This window comes from Faecalicatena contorta (genome assembly GCF_022835095.1).
Taxonomy (GTDB): Bacteria; Bacillota; Clostridia; order Lachnospirales; family Lachnospiraceae; genus Faecalicatena; species Faecalicatena contorta.
In genome coordinates, this window is the sequence record NZ_BQNQ01000001.1 from 4810440 (window position 1) to 4829864 (window position 19425).

The following is a 19425-nucleotide window of genomic DNA, read 5'->3' on the forward strand; positions in this document are numbered from 1 at the left end:
AAGTACTTGCCCCATTACTCTTCTACTCTCCAAAAAGTGCTTCGAATTCACTTCTCGTAATTTTTTCTTTTTCCAACAGCAAATTAGCACAAGCCTGTAATACAGAATCGTATTCTTTTAGAATAGATCTTGCTTTCAAATAGCATTCGTCAATGATTCTCTTCACTTCTTCATCAATCGTGCTGGCTACCTTCTCACCGTAGCCCCTGGATGTGTGTCCAAAATCCCGTCCGATAAATACTTCATCGCTGTCGTTATCATAGTTGATCAGCCCCAGCCGCTCAGACATACCAAACTTCATAATCATGGAACGGGCAATCGCCGTTGCCTGTTTGATATCCTGTGATGCGCCTGTGGTGATATCGTCAAACACTTCCTCTTCCGCCACACGTCCTCCAAGTGACACCGTAATCTCCTGGAGCATATGCCCCTTTGTATTGAACATATCGTCTTTTTCCGGCAGAGGCATCGTATAACCGCCCGCTCCTCCTGTCGGAACAATGGATACACTGTAAACAGGCCCCACATCCGGAAGCACATGGAAGAGAATCGCATGGCCGGCCTCATGGTACGCGGTAATCCTGCGCTCTTTTTCTGAAACAATACGGCTCTTTTTCTCCGGCCCGATTCCAACTTTTATAAAAGCGTGGCGGATATCGGACTGCTGCAGGAATACTCGGCCCTCTTTTGCAGAAAGGATCGCCGCCTCATTCAGCAGGTTTTCCAAATCCGCGCCGGTAAATCCAGCCGTGGTCTGTGCAATCTGCTTCAGATCCACATCGTCTCCCAGCGGTTTATTCTTTGCGTGGACTTTCAGGATTTCCTCTCGTCCGCCCACATCCGGGCGCCCAACGATTACATTTCTGTCAAATCGTCCCGGCCTTAAAATTGCGGGATCGAGAATATCTTTTCTGTTGGTTGCCGCCATCACGATGATGCCTTCATTCACACCAAAACCATCCATCTCTACAAGCAGCTGGTTCAGCGTCTGCTCCCGTTCATCGTGTCCGCCGCCCAGTCCACTTCCCCTGCGCCTTGCAACGGCATCAATCTCATCGATAAAAATAATACAGGGGGAATTCTTCTTCGCATCCTGGAACAGGTCACGCACACGGGATGCGCCGACACCGACAAACATCTCCACAAAATCGGAACCCGAGATGCTGAAAAACGGAACTCCGGCTTCCCCTGCAACGGCTTTTGCAAGCAGCGTCTTACCGGTTCCAGGAGGTCCCTCAAGCAGGACGCCCTTGGGAATTCTTGCACCAACCTGAATATATTTTTTAGGAGACTTGAGGAAATCTACAATCTCTTCCAGCTCCTCTTTTTCCTCTTTTAAACCTGCCACATCCGCAAATGTCACCTTTTTGTCCGTATCCGTGGTCATCTTTGCGCGGCTCTTGCCAAAATTCATCGCCTTGGCATTGGCCCCGCCTCCCTGACGGTTCATAAACATAAAGATCACGGTGATTCCCAAAAATGTGATCAGAAGCGGTACCAGTATGGTTGTAAACCACGAATCCTGGGGAACATCCAGCAGTTTATACTCTATTCCCGCTTTATCCAGAATATCCTGCGTCTTCTCTACATCAGATGTAGTAACTTGTTTTACAGCCCCGCTGTCCTTAAGCGTCACGGTCACAACACCGGTGGGAGCGGTCTTATTCTGCTTAATGATAACATCCTGTACATTTTTATCTTTTACTTCCTGTACAAAGCGCTGGTTTGTCATCTCCTGGTCTTTCACCTGGAATCTGTTTGTAAGCCACAGTGCAAGGAAGACAATCACAATAAATGTAAGAAATGTCGCACCGCCCATGCTTTTATACTTTTTGTTGTTCAATGGTGTGTACTCCTTCCTATTCTACTCCTTCCACCACACCTATATATGGCAGATTTCTATATTTTTGAGCGTAGTCCAGGCCATAGCCGACTACGAATTCGTCCGGTATCTCAAATCCTACATAATCTACTTTCACGTCTTTTTCTCTTCTCTCAGGCTTATCCAGGAGCGTGCACAGATGAAGGCTCTTTGGGTGGCGCTGTCTTAACGTTTCCATAAGATAGTACAATGTTCTTCCGGAATCAATGATATCCTCCACAATCAGGACATCCTTTCCCTCGATCGACTCATCCAGGTCTTTGGCAATACGCACTACTCCGCTGGATGATGTTCTGTTACCATAGCTGCTTACACTCATATAATCGATGGATACCGGCACGGTAATCCTCTTGGCAAGCTCGCACATAAAAAATGCGCCGCCCTTTAAGATGCAGATCAAATGAACCTGCCGTCCCTCATAGTCTTTGCTGATCTGTTTCCCTAATAATTCGATTCTTTCGTCAACTTCTTTTTCTGATACTAAAACCGTAATCTTCTCTGACATCACTTTTTTCCTCCGTTACTTTTATCTCCAGCACCCGGTGCGTCTGCACGGTTATCTGGCAGGCACTGCTCATACGATACCCCAATATCCATATAATCTGCTTCTCATCTGCAATCAACGGAACACAGTCCCGCTCTTCGGACGGTATCTTCTCATTAATAAAATAGGACTTGATCTTCTGGCTCCGTCCGTCTTTATCAATCACAATGCTGTCCCGTCCCTGTCTGGGCCTGATAATCAGGTCACCTTTTATTATATCATAGTCAAACCATTTCGTGTAGGTTTTTTGGGGTGCTTGTTTTGCCGAAAAATCAGCTTGTTTTTCCAGTATACTACAGCATATCGTCAGATTCAGTTCCGGCACCCTGGTAATTCCCGGTACACGTAATTGTATAGGGGCAAAACCCTTTTTCTGCATATCTGTTTTCTTCTTCAGCACAACACCGTCATAATTCCTGACAGCCTTCACTGAATATGGCAGGTCCCTGCTTCTGCCGGTCTGTTTCTCAAACAGTCCGGCCACAGCTTCCACATGCGCCATGGTAATATCCCTTTCGGCTCCTGAGGCCCTGCTCAGGCATCTTCTGATCAGAAGGCCCTGCAGCACCCGGTGAAGCTTCCGGTATCCGGCTTCATAAATACAAAGGCTCCCGTCCTTTTGCTTGGCAACGCAGTTCTGGCAGGCCTGCTCCGTCTGCATCTCCATATAATCCTGCAGCCCGCGTATCTGCTCCATCGCCTCATTCATATGGCGCACGGCCTGCGCATTGACCTGTTCTTCCAGAACAGGGATCACCTGATGGCGCAGCCGGTTTCTCGTATAGTCATCCTCCTCGTTCGTCTCATCCTGGCAGAACCCGCAGCCAATCTCCTCTACAAACCGCTCGATCTCCCTGCGGTTCAGGCAGAGCAGCGGACGGATGATATTTCCTGCCACAGGCTGAATCCCGCCAAGCCCCTTCAGCCCGGTTCCCCGGGCCAGATTCATAAGGAGCGTCTCCGCGTTGTCATTCTGATGGTGGGCCATAGCAATTTTAGTTCCCCCGCACGCAAGCAGAGTCCTCTCAAAAGCCTCTCTGCGCACAACACGGCCAGCCTCCTCAACAGATTGTTTCCGTTTTTTGGAAATTGATTCCACATTTTCATGATAAACCACACATTTTACATCCTGTTTCCTGCACAGTTCCTGCACAAACACCTCATCGCGCTTAGCATTCTCCCCGCGAAGCCCGTGATTCACATGTACAGCCACAATCTCAATCCCCATCTTCTCACGAAGTTCCAGAAGCACAAAAAGAAGGCATACCGAATCCGCTCCGCCCGATATACCTGCGACAATCTTATCTCCACTCACAATCATCTGATAACGCTCAATAAACCCCAAAACCTTTTCCATAAGTAAACTATAACTAATTTTTGAGGGAAATGCAAGGGGGAGTACGCCTGGCTGAAATGAGGAGGAGGATGCCGGGGAAGAAACGGGTAAGGGCACGGGAAGTGACCCGCTTACGGAGAAGTACTAACACCAAAGACACCGCCCGCGGGGGCACGTACATCATGCAGCGAGAAAGCTTGATGCTTTCTCGCCTTAGGATGTACTGGGAAGTGATTTTGGAAAATCACTTCCCATCCCCCGCGGGCGGCGTCTTTGGTGTAAGTACTTCTAAACCGTGCGCTCTACACTTCCCGTGCCCTTACCCGTTTCTTCCCCGGCATCCTCCTCCCCATTTCAGCCAGGCTATGTTCATCCTTTTACTTAAAAAATTAGTTTGATGGGGATTCACTGGCGGGGCCAGTGAATCATCTTGGATACTCAGCAATAATCCACCCCAGCCCGAACCGCTCCGCAAATTCTGCAGCCATCCGCCGCCCCCGTCAGTGCGCAACCCGCGAAGCGGGCGACTATTACGGCCGGATGCGCCAAGCCTTGGGAAACGGACATAGCGGCGTCTGGAAGCATGGGATGGCTGTTAGCTGGAGTAAAGTAAAAAAGCAGGAAAACCGGGGTAATTTTTGTGATTTCGAATCACAAAAATTCCTGGACCCAGCGCGGGAAGCCATCAGGGCTTTCCGTGATGTGTCCAGGCTGCCCCGGTTTTCCTGCTTTTTTACACTACTCCAGCTTACAGTCATCCCCCGCTTCCAGACGCCGCTATGTCCGCTTCCCAAGGCGCCCCCTCCGCCAAAAACCTCCTGCTCCCCCTAGCACTCCCAGAGGCCGACTACCAGGACTGTCATGTCATCCATGGGCGCCGCGTCCCCGTTCCAATTTAGTACCTGTTCGAGGATGTGATGTGCCATTTCTTTTGGGTTATTCATGGCGGTTCCCTGAATAATCGTCTCCAGCAGGATGTCCTGCTCTCCTACGGGGAGGGCATCCATGATGCCGTCGGTTACCATGATGACGAAATCGCCGTCCTCCAACTGGCGTTTTACTGAATCTATTTCGATGGTGTGCAGGACGCCGATTGGAAGACTGGTGGAACTCAGGTGTTCTACCTTGTCCTTTTTTTTGATAAAGGTAGAGGACGCACCTGCTTTTATTAATTCACAGGTGCCTGTATATAAGTCAAATACACTCATGTCTATTGTGGAGAAATGAATTTCTTCCCTCCCCATGACCAGGGTTGTGTTGATCATCTGTATGGCGGTTTTTTCCGGGAAACCGGCTTCCAGCAGCTCCTCCAGAAGCTCAATTACGAGCGTGCTTTCACGGCACGCTTTTTCTCCGGAACCCATGCCGTCCGATAAGGCCACTCCCTGACGGCCTCCGGACAGCTCCATCATCATGAAGTTGTCACCCGATATCTGGCTGCAGCCTTTTCCAATCCGCGCAACTCCCTGCAATGTATAGAATGCCGGGCCTTCCATGCATACTACGGTCGTATAGTCTCTTCCCAGCATCTGACAGTGTGCCCCGTCCAGTACGAACCGCCGCCCCATCACTTCTGATACGCCCCTGACCAGCTCCTTTGTTGTGACACATTCATTCTGCATGGCCCGGGCGGTTATATGCACCTCGTACTTTCCTTCGCGGTTCATAAAAAAGTTCGTGTACAATACCCGTATTCCTTTCCGTTTCAGGTGCGCGCTGATCTTCTTCTCCAGACGCTCGTCAGTAAACATGCTGTCCTCCAGCTCTTTCGCCGTACTGCGGATCATATCTGCAAATGTATCCATCTGAACGGCGCACCCTTCCCGGCTCTGGGCAATCCTGTTAATCCAGATCATATTCTGCCGCGCTTCATGGAAAGCCTCCAGCATCTCCCGCAAAAATCTGGGAGCCATAATACACCTTTGCTGCAGCTTTCTTTTTGTCTCCGTGTTCAGTTCATTGCCATAACTGTCCACTGCCGACAGTATCTCGTATCCCATCTGGTAGGTGTGGACAAAGTTCTCTCCCCAGCACCAGGAACACTTTTCACAGTTTTTGCAGACCTTTCCTTTCACTTTCTCGAACATTTCCTCTATTTCTTCGCTACTGAATGTTTTTTTCTTTTCTTCCAGTTTTAAAAATGTGTGGGACAGTTGTTTCAGGGAATCTGCAAATTTTTCAATCTGGGCCACATAGGGGCTGGAATGTAATACTTGTCCTTCTTCCATGCTTTCCCCTCCTATTCTTCGTATTTTCTACAAAACATAAAAATGAGTTTCGTTTCAGAAACCAATCTCTGCGGCATCTGCCATATTGCGCATCTCCCCCGCCGGCTTATCGCAATACGGTATATCCGCTGGAATATTCTATACCACGACAAAAGCTCCAGGAATTCTCCTGGAGCTTATCTTTCGTAGTATTGTTATTGAGCCGGTTTAAATATAATCTCATTGGGGTCAACAAGACCCAGCTTCTCTTCAGCAACTTCTTTTATGTACTCGTCTGTCTTAACATACTCTTCGTATTCTTTTATCTCTTCGGCGCGCTCTTTCTGCTCATTGATCTGAGCTTTCAGCTCTGCCTCCTGTTGCTTATAGCTCTTGTTCTTGGCCTGCAGGGTCACTGCATTCACCGTCAGCACGCATCCCAGTAATACTAGTATCATAGTAATTAAGGCTGCACTGCGCCGATGGTAACCAAAACCAGAACTCCGCTTACGGCTTTTGCGCCGCTGTGTCCCTGTAGATTTCTTATTTGCCATTCATACTCACCCAACTTATCATCTTATTAAACACCCCTGCTTAATAAATTCATTCTATCGGTTTTTCTTTCTTTTTTCAAGGCTTTTCTTCATTTTCCCGTATATTTTTTTCGCAATTGAGAGTATGAAATTCGCCAGCACTATTCCGCATACAACACCTAGTATGAAGAACCATCTTATGCTACCATATGTTGTCATATACATCTGTCGGAACAGATACACGCTCACTCCGAGCCAATACAACAGATCTTCCAGATTTACAACCACGATATGGTGAGGTATGAGGCGCCTCATCAGCCTGAGTATCTGGTAGCTGAAAAGTATCACTATCCCGGACAGCCCCGCGTAAAAAAATATAATCGCTTCTTTTCCGATTCCCAGCATCATAGGCGTGCCTACTTAAACAGTTTTGCGAAAAAATTTTCATTCTGCCGGCCGGCCTGATTTACGCTGGAATATGCAATGCTGTCGATATTGCCTGACAGATCCACTTCTCCCTTTTCTACGCTGAGACGGTTCACATGCAGATCGGTTCCTTTAACCATCAACATGCCCTGTTCCGTCTCCAGCAGGATTTCATTTAAATCAAAAGAAAGAACATCCAGGACACCGGTGACCATACTTGTCTTTCTGTTATTTACAACGAGTTTATGCGCCTTGGGCATTTGCCGCTCTTCCATACACTTTCCCCCTTCAACTTTGCTTTTCTATAGAACTCTTCACTATATATATGAGGGGTTGTATCAAAATATGTATGCCCGTGGAAGATCCCTGGCGCTTACGCCGGCTGTTCCTTTTTACAGATACCGGAACAGCTCTTTTGCTTCTTCTTTTTTTGTGGTGTCCTGCAGCTGAAGCACCTCCGCCTTCACAGTCTTGGTGCCAAATTGAATCTCAATGATGTCCCCCGGCTTAACCTGCAATGATGCTTTGGCAACATTTCCGTTTACAAGCACACGCCCTGCATCGCAGGCTTCATTAGCCACAGTCCGTCTTTTGATCAGCCTGGACACTTTCAAAAACTTATCTAACCGCATTTCTTTTTCCTTTCTTGCTTATGAATAGATTTCATGTTGTCTCACTTTATTTTCATTCATCTGTATGCTTCTTACTCTTCAAAGAGAAAAGAAAGCACTTACAATGCGTACATCATAAGTGCTCTCTGTATGTTTATCTCTTATTGATCCATTACAATTAAGCGTTAACTTCATCCTTTAAAGCCTTGCCAGCTTTGAACTTAGGTGCTTTACAAGCTGCAATCTTCATAGTCTTGCCAGTCTGAGGATTTCTTCCTTCTCTTGCTGCTCTTTCGCTTACTTCAAATGTACCAAAACCAACTAACTGTACTTTATCGCCTTTTTTTAACTGATCGGATACCACATCGATGAATGCCTTCAGTGCTTTTTCAGAGTCCTTCTTGGAGATTTCTGCCTTTTCTGCAATAGCTGCTACTAATTCTGTTTTGTTCATGGATAAATTCCTCCTCTTTATTGTACTAGAATATAATATTCTAACAGTTTAATAAAGGCGCTCATGTACTGGCGTTCACATGATCAACCCTTAAGTACTGTTATAACTGTTTCCCATATTTTTGTCAAGGATTTTTCCGGCATTCCCGCGTTTTTGGGCACTTTTTTAGGCTTTTTTAACATTTCCAAGGCTCGGTTTCCGATTGGAAAATTATCCCTGACACGATATGTTACATCATCTTGTCAATCATTGCAAGGACTTCTTTACCCATTTTTTCTGAAACAGCATCTGCATCTTCAAGAGATGTCCCCTTTACACCGTAATAGAACTTCACCTTCGGCTCTGTTCCGGATGGCCTTACACACAGCCATGCATCGTCTGTCAGATCATAATACAACACGTTGGAGTTTGGCAGACCGGTTGCTGTGACTTCCCCAGTCGCCATATCCTTGATGGTATCTGCCTTATAATCTCTGGCCTTGAGGACTTTATAGCCTGCAATCTCTGTCGGAGGATTCCTGCGGAGCGTCTCCAGGATCTCCTGGATCTTTGCCAGGCCTTCGATCCCCTTAAGCGTGATGGACTGGATATCATCTTTGTAATATCCGTAACGGTCATACATCGCGATCATCGCATCCCACAGATTCATTCCTTTTGTTTTGTAATATGCTGCTGCTTCGCAGAGAGCCATTGTAGCCACAATTGCGTCCTTATCCCTTGCATAGGTACCAATCAGGCAGCCATAACTTTCTTCAAATCCGAATAAATACTCTCCCTTACCACTTGTCTCAAACCCGAGAATCTGCTGTCCAATGAATTTAAAGCCAGTCAGGACTTCTATCAGGCCTGCGTTGTAATAGTTAGCAATAGCGTCTGCCATATTGGAGGTAACAATCGTCTTAATCAGATATCCATCATCCGGAAGTCCCTTTAATTCTCTGCGCTGCCCGATCTCATAATCCGCGAGCAGACAGCCTGACATATTCCCTGTCAGAGTATGATATTCCCCATTCTTGTCCTTCACACGGACGCCAAGCCTGTCCGCATCCGGATCTGTTGCAAGCACAATATCAGCATCGATTTCTTTGGCCAGTTTCAGCCCCAGGTCAAATGCCTCCGCAGCTTCCGGGTTCGGGTATGATACGGTAGGGAATTCGCCGTCCGGCAGTTCCTGTTCTTTTACTACGTAAACATTCTCGAATCCAAGCTCCTTTAGAATACGGCGCGCCGGTATGTTTCCGGTTCCGTGCAGCGGACTGTACACAATCTTGAGTTCTTTGCCGACAGCATCGATGGCATCCTGGTGCAATACCTGCTTTTTCAACTCTGCAATATATGCATCATCGATTTCTGCACCGATCACTTCGTAAAGTCCTGCAGCCTTTGCCTCGTCCAGTGTCATCGTCTTCATGGTAGTATAGTCTTCTACAGCCTTTACCTCATCCATGATTCCCTTGTCATGAGGCGGCGTAATCTGTGCGCCGTCTTCCCAGTATACTTTGTATCCGTTGTATTCCGGAGGATTATGGCTTGCTGTAATATTGATTCCCGCTATGCATCCCAGTTTCCTCACTGCAAAAGACAGCTCCGGAGTTGGGCGCAGGGATTCAAATACATAGGACTTAATCCCATTGGCCGCCAGGCAGAGTGCTGCCTCATTCGCGAACTCCGGTGACATCCGTCGGGAATCATAGGCAACCGCCACACCCTTTGCGGCATTTCCGCTCTTTATAATATAATTCGCCAGCCCCTGTGTGGCTTTTCTTACTGTATAAATATTCATACGGTTAGTACCTGCGCCGATAATACCGCGCAGGCCAGCCGTACCAAATTCAAGATCTGTGTAAAAACGTTCCTTTATCTCATTTTCATCTTCCCTGATACTCGCCAGTTCCGCCTTCGTATCTGCATCAAAATATGGGTTTGACAACCACTCATTGTATCTCTCTTTGTAATCCATACTGGTACCTCCTGCCTTAATAGTATGTCCTTATTATACAACAGGCGCCTATAAAATGAAAGTAAATATATTTTCTAAAAACCGCAGTTTTTCTTCCGTCTGGGTGATAGCTGTCTGTAATTTTTCCACATTTTTTTCCGGAATCCAAGCTTTATTAGAATGGTAATATGTGTTCGCAGTCTTCCAGAATTTCTCCGGGTAGGCAAGGCACAGGGCGATATATTCTAACTCTCTTGGGTCCAGCTCCCTGATACTTTGATAGGCATCCAGCATAGACTGGCCAAGGGCTTCCTGCCACTGATGTTTTTCCATGACTTTCCGCAGAAAATAATAGAGATCCTGCGCCTGCACATCAATCCTGAAATGCTCAAAATTTGTCGTTGCCAGCCCGTTTGAGGTCAGCAGGACGTTATGATAGTTGTAATCTCCATGCACAAGCCTGTGATGTTCTATGCTTTCCTGGTACAAGCTGTCGTATCCGGAATTTTTCAGTCTTTTGACCACCTGCTCAGCCTGCGAGTACATCCGATCAAAATATTCCAGAAATAGAAACTCAAATGAGCCTTTTGAAACTTTATTACGTATAAATGCGCGCACTTTTTTCAGTTCCCTGTTATGGCGCACAAACTCTTCCTGCAGATGCCGGCCCGTTGGCGGCCGTATCACTGCTTCTTTTTCCGGATCACACAATTCCTGCCACTGCATCCTGCAATGCAGATCTGCCAGGTTCCTGGATGCCTGCAGGATCTCGAATTCTTTTTTAACATCACATTCCCTGCCGGAAAACCATTTTTTCAGCATGTACCTGGAACCATCCCGGGATACGCTGACCAGCTGGCCTTCTTTATTATAGACCGGGATATCCACATTGGGATATCCCGCCTTTTCCAGGCTGCTCAGAACGGCATAAAGCAAAGGGGCACGCCTGTCTGAAACGTCCGCTTCTTTCAACAGCATAGTGCCCTCTTTCGTGTCGCAAAAAAACGCACCCCTTATTTTGCGGGTGCCTTTCACTTCTATATCATATTGTTCCAAGACTTCTAATTCATACTCTCTCATGGCTGCCCCCTGATTCTACGATTCTGACTCTTTCTAATGTATGAAAGGGACAGCCCGAGTATGCTATATGCCTTGTTTTTCTTTGACGTAATTACATAATTTTTCTTTCTCGTTCATCTCCGGTTTGTCCAATACCAGCTCCAACAGCTCATTCAACATATCTCCCATCTGTTTTCCTGGCTGCATGCCGAGATCCATCAGATCTCTTCCACTGACCGCAAGCTGCCTGAGAGTCACACAGTGATCATTGATAAGCGTTTCCTGGTATATTTCCCGCATAGCCACAATATTTTCAATCTTGGCACGGCGCTTGTATGGGCTCTGTGCCTTCACGTCTGCCATGCGCACCGCCAGATAATAAGGAAAGAGTTCTACCCCGATCCGATTCATCGCCCGGCGGACATTGGGCGGAGTGGCTTCGATCCGGTAATCATGATAGCAGACAAGCCTGGTCACCTTTTTCACGGTGTCATTATCGAACTTGAGCCGCCGCAGCACGCTGCGCGCGATCTCCTCACTGACAATCGCGTGCCCCTTGAAATGATCCACACCCTTTTCATCAGTTGTCTTCATGGAAGGTTTTCCCATATCATGGAACAGCATGGTCAGACGAAGAATTTTATCCTTCTTAACATTTTTCAGGGCATGGAGGGTGTGTCCCGCCACGTCATACTTATGGTGGCGTGTTCTCTGTTCCACGCCGACCATAGCATCCCATTCCGGCAGAATGACCTTCGTAATCCCCAGCTCATATGCATCCTGAATCAGATCCGGATGATCTGACATGAGCAGTTTCACCAATTCCACCTGTATCCGCTCTGCACTGATATTTTTAAGGGTAGGCGCCAGCTCGCGCACCGCCTGCGCGGTATTCTTCTCAATCGGGAAAGCCAGCTGGGCGGAAAATCTGACCGCCCTCAGAATCCGAAGCGCATCTTCCGAAAACCTCTCCATCGGGTCGCCCACGCACCGGATCAAGTGGTGGTTCAGATCCCGCATCCCCCCAAACACATCGACAAGGCGCACCTCGTCATTATAAGCCATCGCATTAATCGTAAAATCCCTCCGCCGCAGATCCTCCTCCAGGCTGGCCGTAAAAGTCACATCTTTCGGATGCCTGCTGTCCTCATAAAGTCCGTCAACCCGGTATGTTGTCACTTCGAACCCTTCCCTGCCAATCATCACTGTCACAGTACCATGTTCAATCCCCGTATCAACCGTCCTTCTAAAAAGCCGTTTAATCTCCTCCGGCCTGGCAGAAGTCGTAATATCCCAGTCCTCCGGTTTGCGGCAGAGAATAGAATCACGAACACATCCGCCTACCGCAAAAGCCTCATAGCCATGCAGCTGCAGATTATTGATAATCATAATCACTTTTCTCGGCAACTCTATCTTCATCTATATCTTCCTTTCAGATGGGTAAAAGGGGTCTGACCCTTTTGCACTCCATTTTCAGAATTGTTTTATAATTTCTTGTTCACGCTTTTGACAAGTAAATATTATAGCTTGTCTTTGCTGTTCGCTCAACCATTTTAAAGTAGATTTTAATCTTTTTTCGTCATAACATGCAAATGCGTCGTCAAAAATCACAGGCAGCGGCTCTTCATAGAGCATGTCCACGGCAGCCATACGAAGTGCGAAGTATACCTGTTCTATGGTTCCACGCGATACCCTCTCCACAGGGATCCGCCGCCCGCCTTCAAATAAGGTCAGATTCAGGTTTTCATCTGCAAGAAGTTTTTTATACCTTCCGCCGGTTATTTGTTCTAATATCTGCGATGCTTTTTGATTTAAAATGTTCCCAAACCCCTGCGTCATATTACGGGATGCTTCGATCATCTTTTCCTCGGCAAGCCGCAGTGCAGCGTCCCAGTTCTGCAGGTTTTTAATTCTTTTATCAGGCATTTCCAGCTCGGCCAGCAGCTCCTGTAAATTCTGGAATCTTACCTGCTTCTCTTTCCATTGTGCTTTGATTCTCTGATTTTCCCACTCCAGTTTCTGCCTATTCTCTTCGATCTGGCGTTTCTTTTCGTAATCGTATTCCGTATTCTCCTGACGGGAGTTCACTCTTTGCCCGGCATTTCGCCTCCTGCTGCTCTGCACCCTGTACTTTCCATACTTTACAGCACCGGTACAGAGAAGCAGCAGTCCTGCACCTAAAAAAACCCATGACAGAACGGAGATCGCCCCGCCCCCGGCAAATACTTCTCCCCTGCCGGCAAACACGCTCCAAAGCCGTCCCAATACCCCGGCGGCTGTTCCTAATCCCCCCACTGCTATCAAGTTTTTATATTGGCCTGCCTCGTAATTCTCTGCTTCATCTCCCGTAAACGGAATCGTTTCTAGTGAATCAGATAGGGGGTGCTCTCCGCGTAGATGCGCTACACTCCCGGAATCTTCAGCGTTTTCATCCAGTAAACTTTTCAATATCTTTTGATTTTCTTCCAGTTCTCTTTGCAGTTTCCCGGCATCCTCAGATACATACTGGCATTCCTGCCGTATTGTATCCTTTTTTGTTTCCCGCATTTCCCGAAGTGACCTGATTTGCTGTTCTGCGGCTTTTCTGCGCTGGCGAAGAGTTTCCAGGGCGCTTCCCAGGTTTACGTTACTGCTTCCTGTCTCATAATAATTTGCCGCATAATTTTTCAATTCCTCTGCCAGACCCTGTCCTGGTTTTGCACTAAGCTGTCCCATGGCCACAGTATTCTCAAAAGATTCCGCCGTCATTTTACCCAAAAGCATGTCCAGATCTCCGTCATCCACAGATAGTTCTTCCCCATCATCTTCACAGACAAGGCGTGCACTCTTTGTATATCTGTCAAACTTCCGTTCCAGAAAGAAGTTTTTTCCCGCTATGGAAAACCGCATAGATCCGGCATAGTAATTGGGGTTAACCCATGGCTCGTATCTGCTGAACCCATCATTTTGAGCTGCACGCCCGCGTCCTCTCTCCATCCCGAAAAGCATTGCCTTTATAAATGCATAGACCGTAGATTTGCCATATTCATTTTCTCCGTAAAAAACATGGATTCCTTCTTCTATGTAAAAATGCTTATGTGAAAACTTCCCAAAATTCTCCAAATACAACTCTCTAATTACCATACTCTTCAACTCTCTCCGGATCAGGACAAACTATTCTCCAGAAGTGCCTGCACACCTGCCTGTAGCGCCTGATATTCCACACTGCCTTCTTCACATCCTAAAAATTCTTCTATATATTTTCCCAGCACATTATCCCTGTTTTCCTCATAAAGCGTCTGATAATCATATGCAGGACAAGTCTCATCCTCAATCTCTATAATATTTCCGTAAAAATCCATGTATTGTGTTTCAAACTCTACATCCGGATCCCTCAGGCCCCGGAGAATAAATTTATAAAGATTCTGCGTACCTCTTTTTTCCACAGTCTCCCGGATATAGTCTTTCACACTCCCATTCGTCATCCGCTCATTCACACGCAGCGCCAGATGGATGTATTCCCTTACTGCACACGGAACAAACTCCACATGGACTCCCTGTTCTGTTATCTCACCGCGCACAAAACCATGCTGCCCCGTATCATTCTTATCCACTGGTTCAAGAGCTCCCGCGAATACCGCAAAGTTCTTTATCAGAGCCTGAGGCTTATGGATATGCCCCAGCGCGATATAATCAAATCCGGAGGCCTCCAGGTCCTCTTTTTTGAGTGGAACATGCTTCTCGTCACCGCCATGAGCCAGGAGGATCTCATATCGCGCATGTCCCCCGGCCTTCACATTACAGCGCTCTTCCCGGATCTCCCTGGCGTGATAACTGAACCCGTACACCGCCAGATCCAGGTCAGGCAGCTTCACATATCCCATCCTGTCCCCCAGCAGTGGATACACATTTTCATTCCACTGGAAAGTCCGGTAATAAGAGCCCTTTTTCATAAAATCGTGATTTCCTGCAATCAGAACTACCTTTGTATGTGATAATGTGGAGAACAGATAGTTTACTTCCTTCAGATCCCGCAGAAGCGGCTGCCTATGGAACAGATCCCCGGCTATAAGCAGTACATCTGTCTGCTCTTCCTCACATCGTGTAACCACCTGCAAAAAAGTATCCCATAGTTCCCGGGCGCGTCCCGCACTGTAAGCATTCCCTGCATCGGGCTGCGCTCCCAGGTGAGTATCGGCAATGTGGATAAATTTCATAGGTACCTCCATATAATAATACACTGTTAAAAAGTAACTTGAGGACGTAACAATGTCCGGTCTGTTACGTCCTCAATCCATCTCCCCCGCCGCAGGCGGCTGGGTAATAAATATCTAATATTGGCATCCCGGCAGGCTATAGGATCTATGGCCCACAGCCCTTGTGGAAATAAAATCTACAGTTCGCAGTTATTTACAGTTCTCGGGAACGGTACAACATCGCGGATATTGGACATTCCGGTAAGATACATGACACATCTTTCAAATCCGAGGCCAAATCCCGCATGTCTGGTGGAACCATATTTTCTCAGATCCAGATAGAACTTGTAATCCTCTTCCTCGAGATTCATCTCCTTCATTCTCTGAATCAGTTTGTTATAATCGTCTTCCCTCTGGCTGCCTCCGATGATCTCGCCGATTCCCGGTACCAGACAGTCCACTGCAGCCACCGTTTTTCCGTCCTCATTGAGCTTCATGTAAAATGCCTTGATCTCTTTCGGATAGTCCGTTACAAAGACCGGACGCTTGTACACCACTTCTGTCAGATAACGCTCATGTTCTGTCTGCAGGTCTGTGCCCCATTTTACTTTATATTCAAACTTATCATTATTTTTCTCGAGAAGTTCTACCGCCTCTGTATATGTTACTCTCGCAAAATCCGAGTTTACGACGTTTTTCAGCCTGTCCAGCAGCCCCTTGTCTACAAAAGAATTGAAGAAGTTCATCTCCTCCGGCGCATTCTCCAGCACATAAGAAATCACATATTTCAACATTGACTCGGCCAGATCCATGTTATCATCCAGGTCTGCAAATGCAATCTCCGGCTCGATCATCCAGAACTCAGCTGCATGTCGTGTAGTATTGGAGTTCTCTGCCCGGAAAGTAGGTCCGAAAGTGTAAATGCTCCTGAACGCCTGGGCAAATGTCTCCCCGTTCAGCTGACCGCTTACAGTCAGGTTTGTCTCTTTCCCAAAGAAATCCTGGCTGTAGTCTACCGTTCCGTCCGGATTCTTCGGCACATTGTCCATATCCAGAGTAGTCACTCTAAACATTTCGCCCGCTCCCTCGCAGTCACTTCCCGTAATAAGAGGCGTATGCACATAGACAAAGCCTCTGTCCTGGAAAAACTGGTGAATAGCATATGCAATCATAGAGCGCACTCTGAACACCGCCTGGAATGTATTTGTCCTTGGACGAAGATGAGAAATCGTTCTGAGATATTCGAAACTATGACGTTTCTTCTGCAACGGATAGTCAGGTGCTGAGGTTCCCTCAATCTCCACCTCATCTGCCTGAATCTCAAACGGCTGCTTAGCCTGTGGTGTAGCTACTAAAGTTCCAGTAACAATAATGGCTGCGCCTACATTCTGCTTTGAGATTTCATCAAAATTCTCCATACTGTCATGGTACACAATCTGCAGCGGTTCAAAATAGGAACCGTCATTGACCACGATAAAGCCAAACGTCTTTGAATCACGAATACTGCGAATCCATCCCCCAACTGTCACTTTCTTGTCCAGATATTCCTCTTTGTTTTTAAATAATTCCCGAATTGTAACTAAATCCATACCAAATACTCCTTATTCCATCAAATTTTTCCTTTTATTACACACTGGTACTATTATAACACTGAATCCGCATGAAATACAATCCCGTTCTGTCTTCTGGCTTCATCCGTAACACGCAGTGTATCCAGTGAATACTTTCGATAAGGATGCCCGCTGCAGTTTTCCTGCGCAAGCCTTACAAATTCCCTGACTTCATATACCATATTGTTTGGAGCTGGTGTATAGGGAATCGCTTCCCTTTTCCCGTCTCTATACACGATTTCCATAGACTGCGGCATCGCAATGCCATATATAAGAATACTTCCCTCTTCTCCCTGGAATATACCAGGATTCACAGAATCGGTAATCTTTGAATAAACAGCCTCAGCCATCATGTCATCGTACTGCATAAGGACAATACCGCTCCCCTCAAAGCCATTTTCTAATTTAGTTGAGAACGCTTTTATTTCTTTCGGCATTCCCAGCATTCTGACCAGTGTGTGAATACAGTATACCCCAATATCCATAATCGCCGCGTTTGACAGCTCCGGGTTAAAGGCATTCAGAACCTCTCCCTGCCTGAACTTATCATAACGTGAAGAGTACTGGCAGTATTCTGCCGTCACCCTGCGCAGCTTTCCAATTTTCGGAAGATGTTCCCTGATCAGGTTATAAGCCGGGTCAAAATCCGGGCGCATCGCCTCCAGGAGGACGACTCCGTTTTCCTCTGCACAGGCAAACATTGACGCTGCTTCTCTCTCATTAACAGCCAGAATCTTTTCGCACAGTACGTGCTTTTTGTGCTTCATCGCCTCAATGGCCTGCCCGCAATGTGCATATGTTGGTGTAGCAATGTACACAGCGTCAATCTCCGATTCCAGAAATTCATCGTAATTTGTATATACATTGGGTATGCTGTGTCTGTCTGCAAATGCATCCCCTGTCTCCTGCTTCCTGGAGTATACCGCACAAATCTCTGCCTCCGGTACCTGCCCGGCTGCCTCAATCAGCCAGTCGCTGATAAAATTGCTTCCTACTATTCCTAATTTCATAATGCCGCCTCCTAATTATCCTGCCTTTAGCCTTTACTGCTTAGTGATCCTGCTGCTTCATGCATAAGCACAATCTATTCAATTCTTTCTTTTACATGTATTACCAATGAAATTGTAGCAAATATATGCGGCATTATCAATCACTGTTGTACAAAATTGTGCAAGCAGGCTTTCGTTCTGGGTATTTCTTGATTTTCTCCATGCCATGTGGTATACTAAGAGCCGTTCCAAAGCCCTGTAAAAATAAGGTCTAAAGGGCTGTGGCTACAACAAAAAGCCTGCCACAGGCAGCCTTTTTGTACGCTAAGGCGCGAGTGTTCGAGACCTTCCACTCGTAAAACAAAACTTATGAAGCTACCTATTTATATAGGTTTATAGTTGTTTATTCCCCCGCAAAAACTCTGGTTTGTGCGGGGTTGTTTTTTTATCGCTGTTTATCATTAACCATGCAATTTTGTACTTTTTTTGTACTATTCTAAATGTTAACAAAAAGGCAGACCCGCTGGCCTGCCCCGTTAAAATGCTACTGCTATCAATTCCATTTCTGTCGCTTTCGTGTCCGGCATTACATGGCTGTACAAATCCATTGTCATAGACAATGAGCTATGTCCCATGATCGCCTTAAGCGTCTGCGGCTTCATGCCTGACTCAATGGCCCTTGTTGCAAATGTGTGCCGAAATACGTGAGGTGTTATACGCTCAAACTCATTTCCGCTTTGGTTGATCTGCTTTATTATGCGGTCAATTTCATACTGCACCCGATCCCGGCTTAACGGCTTCCCCTCTTCTGTGCAAAATACATACCTCCTTATATTTACGATCTTCTCTCCCCAGTAGTACTTTTGTGCATCCAATAGTTTTTCAACATCCCGGGTTAATGGAATGTCCCTCCGGGAAGACTTGGTTTTTGGTGTATCCTCATAATATCCTTCCCCCTCCTCATATTTTAATGTTCTGCGAATATGAATCACTCTCTTTTTCTTGTCAATATCAGAAAATTTAAGCCCCCGCAGCTCACCGTTCCGCAATCCAGTTCTAAGTAACATGGAATAGAAATTGAAAAGATAGCTGTCTTTTGCATATTCCATAAACATGTGTTGTTCTTCCTTGGTCATTGCTTTCATGATATGCTCTTCCTTATCACTTGGTACTTCTGCCAACTTTACAGGATTGCGCTCAATAAGTCCATTTTTAAAGGCCTGCTTAAAACATCCACTTAGAATAGCCGCTACTATTTTGATACTGGAAACAGCGTACTCCTCTTCAACCAGATCATTGTAAAGAGTTTGTATGTGCTCACCTCTGATATCGGTAATATACTTTTTGCCTATTTTGCCCTTCACCATGTAACTATATTGTTTCTTATATGTCGAAATAGTTCCTTTTTTGAGTTTATTCTTCTTATAAACATTCAGCCAGGTTTCAAACCATTCATCCAGGGTGGTTTTGCTACTTTCTACAAACAGGCCGTGCTGCAGTTTGTACTTTAAGTCAGTCATTTTCTTTTGTGTTTCCGTAATTGTCGCACCATGTACCAGATATCTTTCTCCCTTGTACATGAAACGCCCCTCATAGTCAGTATACCTTTGCTGTATTCCTTTTGGTAATTTCCTGCCTCTTTTATCGACTGCCATATAAC

The 19425-nt window shown here is 46.4% G+C and carries 17 protein-coding genes; all 17 read right to left on the reverse strand.

All coding sequences use genetic code 11. The annotated features are described in order from the left end of the window. Nucleotides 1-22: 22 nt before the first annotated feature. Nucleotides 23-1819, reverse strand: a complete 1797-nt coding sequence (ftsH, locus tag MWG26_RS21495; RefSeq protein WP_173005542.1) for an ATP-dependent zinc metalloprotease FtsH — start codon at nucleotides 1817-1819, stop codon at nucleotides 23-25. 40 nt (nucleotides 1820-1859) lie between these two features. Next, a complete protein-coding gene (hpt, locus tag MWG26_RS21500) occupies nucleotides 1860-2387 on the reverse strand; it encodes a hypoxanthine phosphoribosyltransferase (RefSeq protein ID WP_025653677.1) in 528 nt (175 codons plus the stop codon). Further along, nucleotides 2344-3783, reverse strand: coding sequence for a tRNA lysidine(34) synthetase TilS (gene tilS / locus MWG26_RS21505; protein ID WP_025653678.1), 1440 nt, complete (start codon nucleotides 3781-3783; stop codon nucleotides 2344-2346). Before tilS ends, hpt begins: the two co-directional genes overlap by 44 nt. 806 nt (nucleotides 3784-4589) lie before the next feature. Continuing rightward, nucleotides 4590-5990 (reverse strand): SpoIIE family protein phosphatase, encoded by a 1401-nt coding sequence (locus MWG26_RS21510; RefSeq protein WP_025653681.1) that lies wholly within the window; start codon nucleotides 5988-5990, stop codon nucleotides 4590-4592. Nucleotides 5991-6184: 194 nt separating this feature from the next. Continuing rightward, nucleotides 6185-6427, reverse strand: coding sequence for an FtsB family cell division protein (locus MWG26_RS21515; protein WP_330377552.1), 243 nt, complete (start codon nucleotides 6425-6427; stop codon nucleotides 6185-6187). A 150-nt stretch (nucleotides 6428-6577) separates the two neighbouring features. Next, nucleotides 6578-6910 (reverse strand): spore cortex biosynthesis protein YabQ, encoded by a 333-nt coding sequence (gene yabQ, locus MWG26_RS21520; protein WP_025653683.1) that lies wholly within the window; start codon nucleotides 6908-6910, stop codon nucleotides 6578-6580. An 8-nt stretch (nucleotides 6911-6918) separates the two neighbouring features. Continuing rightward, the gene (gene yabP / locus MWG26_RS21525; protein ID WP_025653684.1) at nucleotides 6919-7203 is read right to left on the reverse strand and encodes a sporulation protein YabP; all 285 of its coding nucleotides are present in this window, start codon (nucleotides 7201-7203) and stop codon (nucleotides 6919-6921) included. A 117-nt stretch (nucleotides 7204-7320) separates the two neighbouring features. Further along, nucleotides 7321-7560, reverse strand: coding sequence for an RNA-binding S4 domain-containing protein (locus MWG26_RS21530; RefSeq protein ID WP_025653685.1), 240 nt, complete (start codon nucleotides 7558-7560; stop codon nucleotides 7321-7323). A gap of 157 nt (nucleotides 7561-7717) precedes the next feature. Beyond that, complete coding sequence (locus tag MWG26_RS21535; protein WP_009004621.1) at nucleotides 7718-7993, reverse strand: HU family DNA-binding protein; 276 nt, start codon at nucleotides 7991-7993, stop codon at nucleotides 7718-7720. 229 nt (nucleotides 7994-8222) lie between these two features. Continuing rightward, the gene (locus MWG26_RS21540; protein WP_025653686.1) at nucleotides 8223-9953 is read right to left on the reverse strand and encodes a phospho-sugar mutase; all 1731 of its coding nucleotides are present in this window, start codon (nucleotides 9951-9953) and stop codon (nucleotides 8223-8225) included. 48 nt (nucleotides 9954-10001) lie between these two features. Next, nucleotides 10002-11012: a CotS family spore coat protein gene (locus tag MWG26_RS21545; RefSeq protein ID WP_025653687.1), complete on the reverse strand. Its 1011-nt coding sequence runs from the start codon at nucleotides 11010-11012 to the stop codon at nucleotides 10002-10004. A gap of 63 nt (nucleotides 11013-11075) precedes the next feature. Further along, complete coding sequence (locus MWG26_RS21550) at nucleotides 11076-12410, reverse strand: CCA tRNA nucleotidyltransferase (protein WP_025653688.1); 1335 nt, start codon at nucleotides 12408-12410, stop codon at nucleotides 11076-11078. A gap of 54 nt (nucleotides 12411-12464) precedes the next feature. Next, complete coding sequence (locus MWG26_RS21555) at nucleotides 12465-14114, reverse strand: ATP-binding protein (RefSeq protein ID WP_025653689.1); 1650 nt, start codon at nucleotides 14112-14114, stop codon at nucleotides 12465-12467. Nucleotides 14115-14134: 20 nt separating this feature from the next. After that, nucleotides 14135-15187: a metallophosphoesterase family protein gene (locus tag MWG26_RS21560; protein WP_025653690.1), complete on the reverse strand. Its 1053-nt coding sequence runs from the start codon at nucleotides 15185-15187 to the stop codon at nucleotides 14135-14137. Nucleotides 15188-15363: 176 nt separating this feature from the next. After that, the gene (asnS, locus tag MWG26_RS21565) at nucleotides 15364-16755 is read right to left on the reverse strand and encodes an asparagine--tRNA ligase (RefSeq protein WP_025653691.1); all 1392 of its coding nucleotides are present in this window, start codon (nucleotides 16753-16755) and stop codon (nucleotides 15364-15366) included. A 53-nt stretch (nucleotides 16756-16808) separates the two neighbouring features. Next, entirely contained in the window at nucleotides 16809-17786 is a 978-nt protein-coding gene (locus MWG26_RS21570; protein WP_044925919.1) for a Gfo/Idh/MocA family protein, read from the reverse strand. A 515-nt stretch (nucleotides 17787-18301) separates the two neighbouring features. Next, nucleotides 18302-19420, reverse strand: a complete 1119-nt coding sequence (locus MWG26_RS21575; RefSeq protein WP_025653693.1) for a tyrosine-type recombinase/integrase — start codon at nucleotides 19418-19420, stop codon at nucleotides 18302-18304. Nucleotides 19421-19425 lie beyond the last annotated feature (5 nt).

What these genes read in the sequence shown, in the direction of transcription:
- ftsH (WP_173005542.1), bottom strand. Translation starts at nt 1,819, where the DNA reads ATGGGCGGTGCGACATTTCTTACATTTATTGTGATTGTCTTCCTTGCA.
- hpt (WP_025653677.1), bottom strand. Translation starts at nt 2,387, where the DNA reads ATGTCAGAGAAGATTACGGTTTTAGTATCAGAAAAAGAAGTTGACGAA.
- tilS (WP_025653678.1), bottom strand. Translation starts at nt 3,783, where the DNA reads ATGGAAAAGGTTTTGGGGTTTATTGAGCGTTATCAGATGATTGTGAGT.
- MWG26_RS21510 (WP_025653681.1), bottom strand. Translation starts at nt 5,990, where the DNA reads ATGGAAGAAGGACAAGTATTACATTCCAGCCCCTATGTGGCCCAGATT.
- MWG26_RS21515 (WP_330377552.1), bottom strand. Translation starts at nt 6,427, where the DNA reads ATGATACTAGTATTACTGGGATGCGTGCTGACGGTGAATGCAGTGACC.
- yabQ (WP_025653683.1), bottom strand. Translation starts at nt 6,910, where the DNA reads ATGATGCTGGGAATCGGAAAAGAAGCGATTATATTTTTTTACGCGGGG.
- yabP (WP_025653684.1), bottom strand. Translation starts at nt 7,203, where the DNA reads ATGGAAGAGCGGCAAATGCCCAAGGCGCATAAACTCGTTGTAAATAAC.
- MWG26_RS21530 (WP_025653685.1), bottom strand. Translation starts at nt 7,560, where the DNA reads ATGCGGTTAGATAAGTTTTTGAAAGTGTCCAGGCTGATCAAAAGACGG.
- MWG26_RS21535 (WP_009004621.1), bottom strand. Translation starts at nt 7,993, where the DNA reads ATGAACAAAACAGAATTAGTAGCAGCTATTGCAGAAAAGGCAGAAATC.
- MWG26_RS21540 (WP_025653686.1), bottom strand. Translation starts at nt 9,953, where the DNA reads ATGGATTACAAAGAGAGATACAATGAGTGGTTGTCAAACCCATATTTT.
- MWG26_RS21545 (WP_025653687.1), bottom strand. Translation starts at nt 11,012, where the DNA reads ATGAGAGAGTATGAATTAGAAGTCTTGGAACAATATGATATAGAAGTG.
- MWG26_RS21550 (WP_025653688.1), bottom strand. Translation starts at nt 12,410, where the DNA reads ATGAAGATAGAGTTGCCGAGAAAAGTGATTATGATTATCAATAATCTG.
- MWG26_RS21555 (WP_025653689.1), bottom strand. Translation starts at nt 14,114, where the DNA reads ATGGTAATTAGAGAGTTGTATTTGGAGAATTTTGGGAAGTTTTCACAT.
- MWG26_RS21560 (WP_025653690.1), bottom strand. Translation starts at nt 15,187, where the DNA reads ATGAAATTTATCCACATTGCCGATACTCACCTGGGAGCGCAGCCCGAT.
- asnS (WP_025653691.1), bottom strand. Translation starts at nt 16,755, where the DNA reads ATGGATTTAGTTACAATTCGGGAATTATTTAAAAACAAAGAGGAATAT.
- MWG26_RS21570 (WP_044925919.1), bottom strand. Translation starts at nt 17,786, where the DNA reads ATGAAATTAGGAATAGTAGGAAGCAATTTTATCAGCGACTGGCTGATT.
- MWG26_RS21575 (WP_025653693.1), bottom strand. Translation starts at nt 19,420, where the DNA reads ATGGCAGTCGATAAAAGAGGCAGGAAATTACCAAAAGGAATACAGCAA.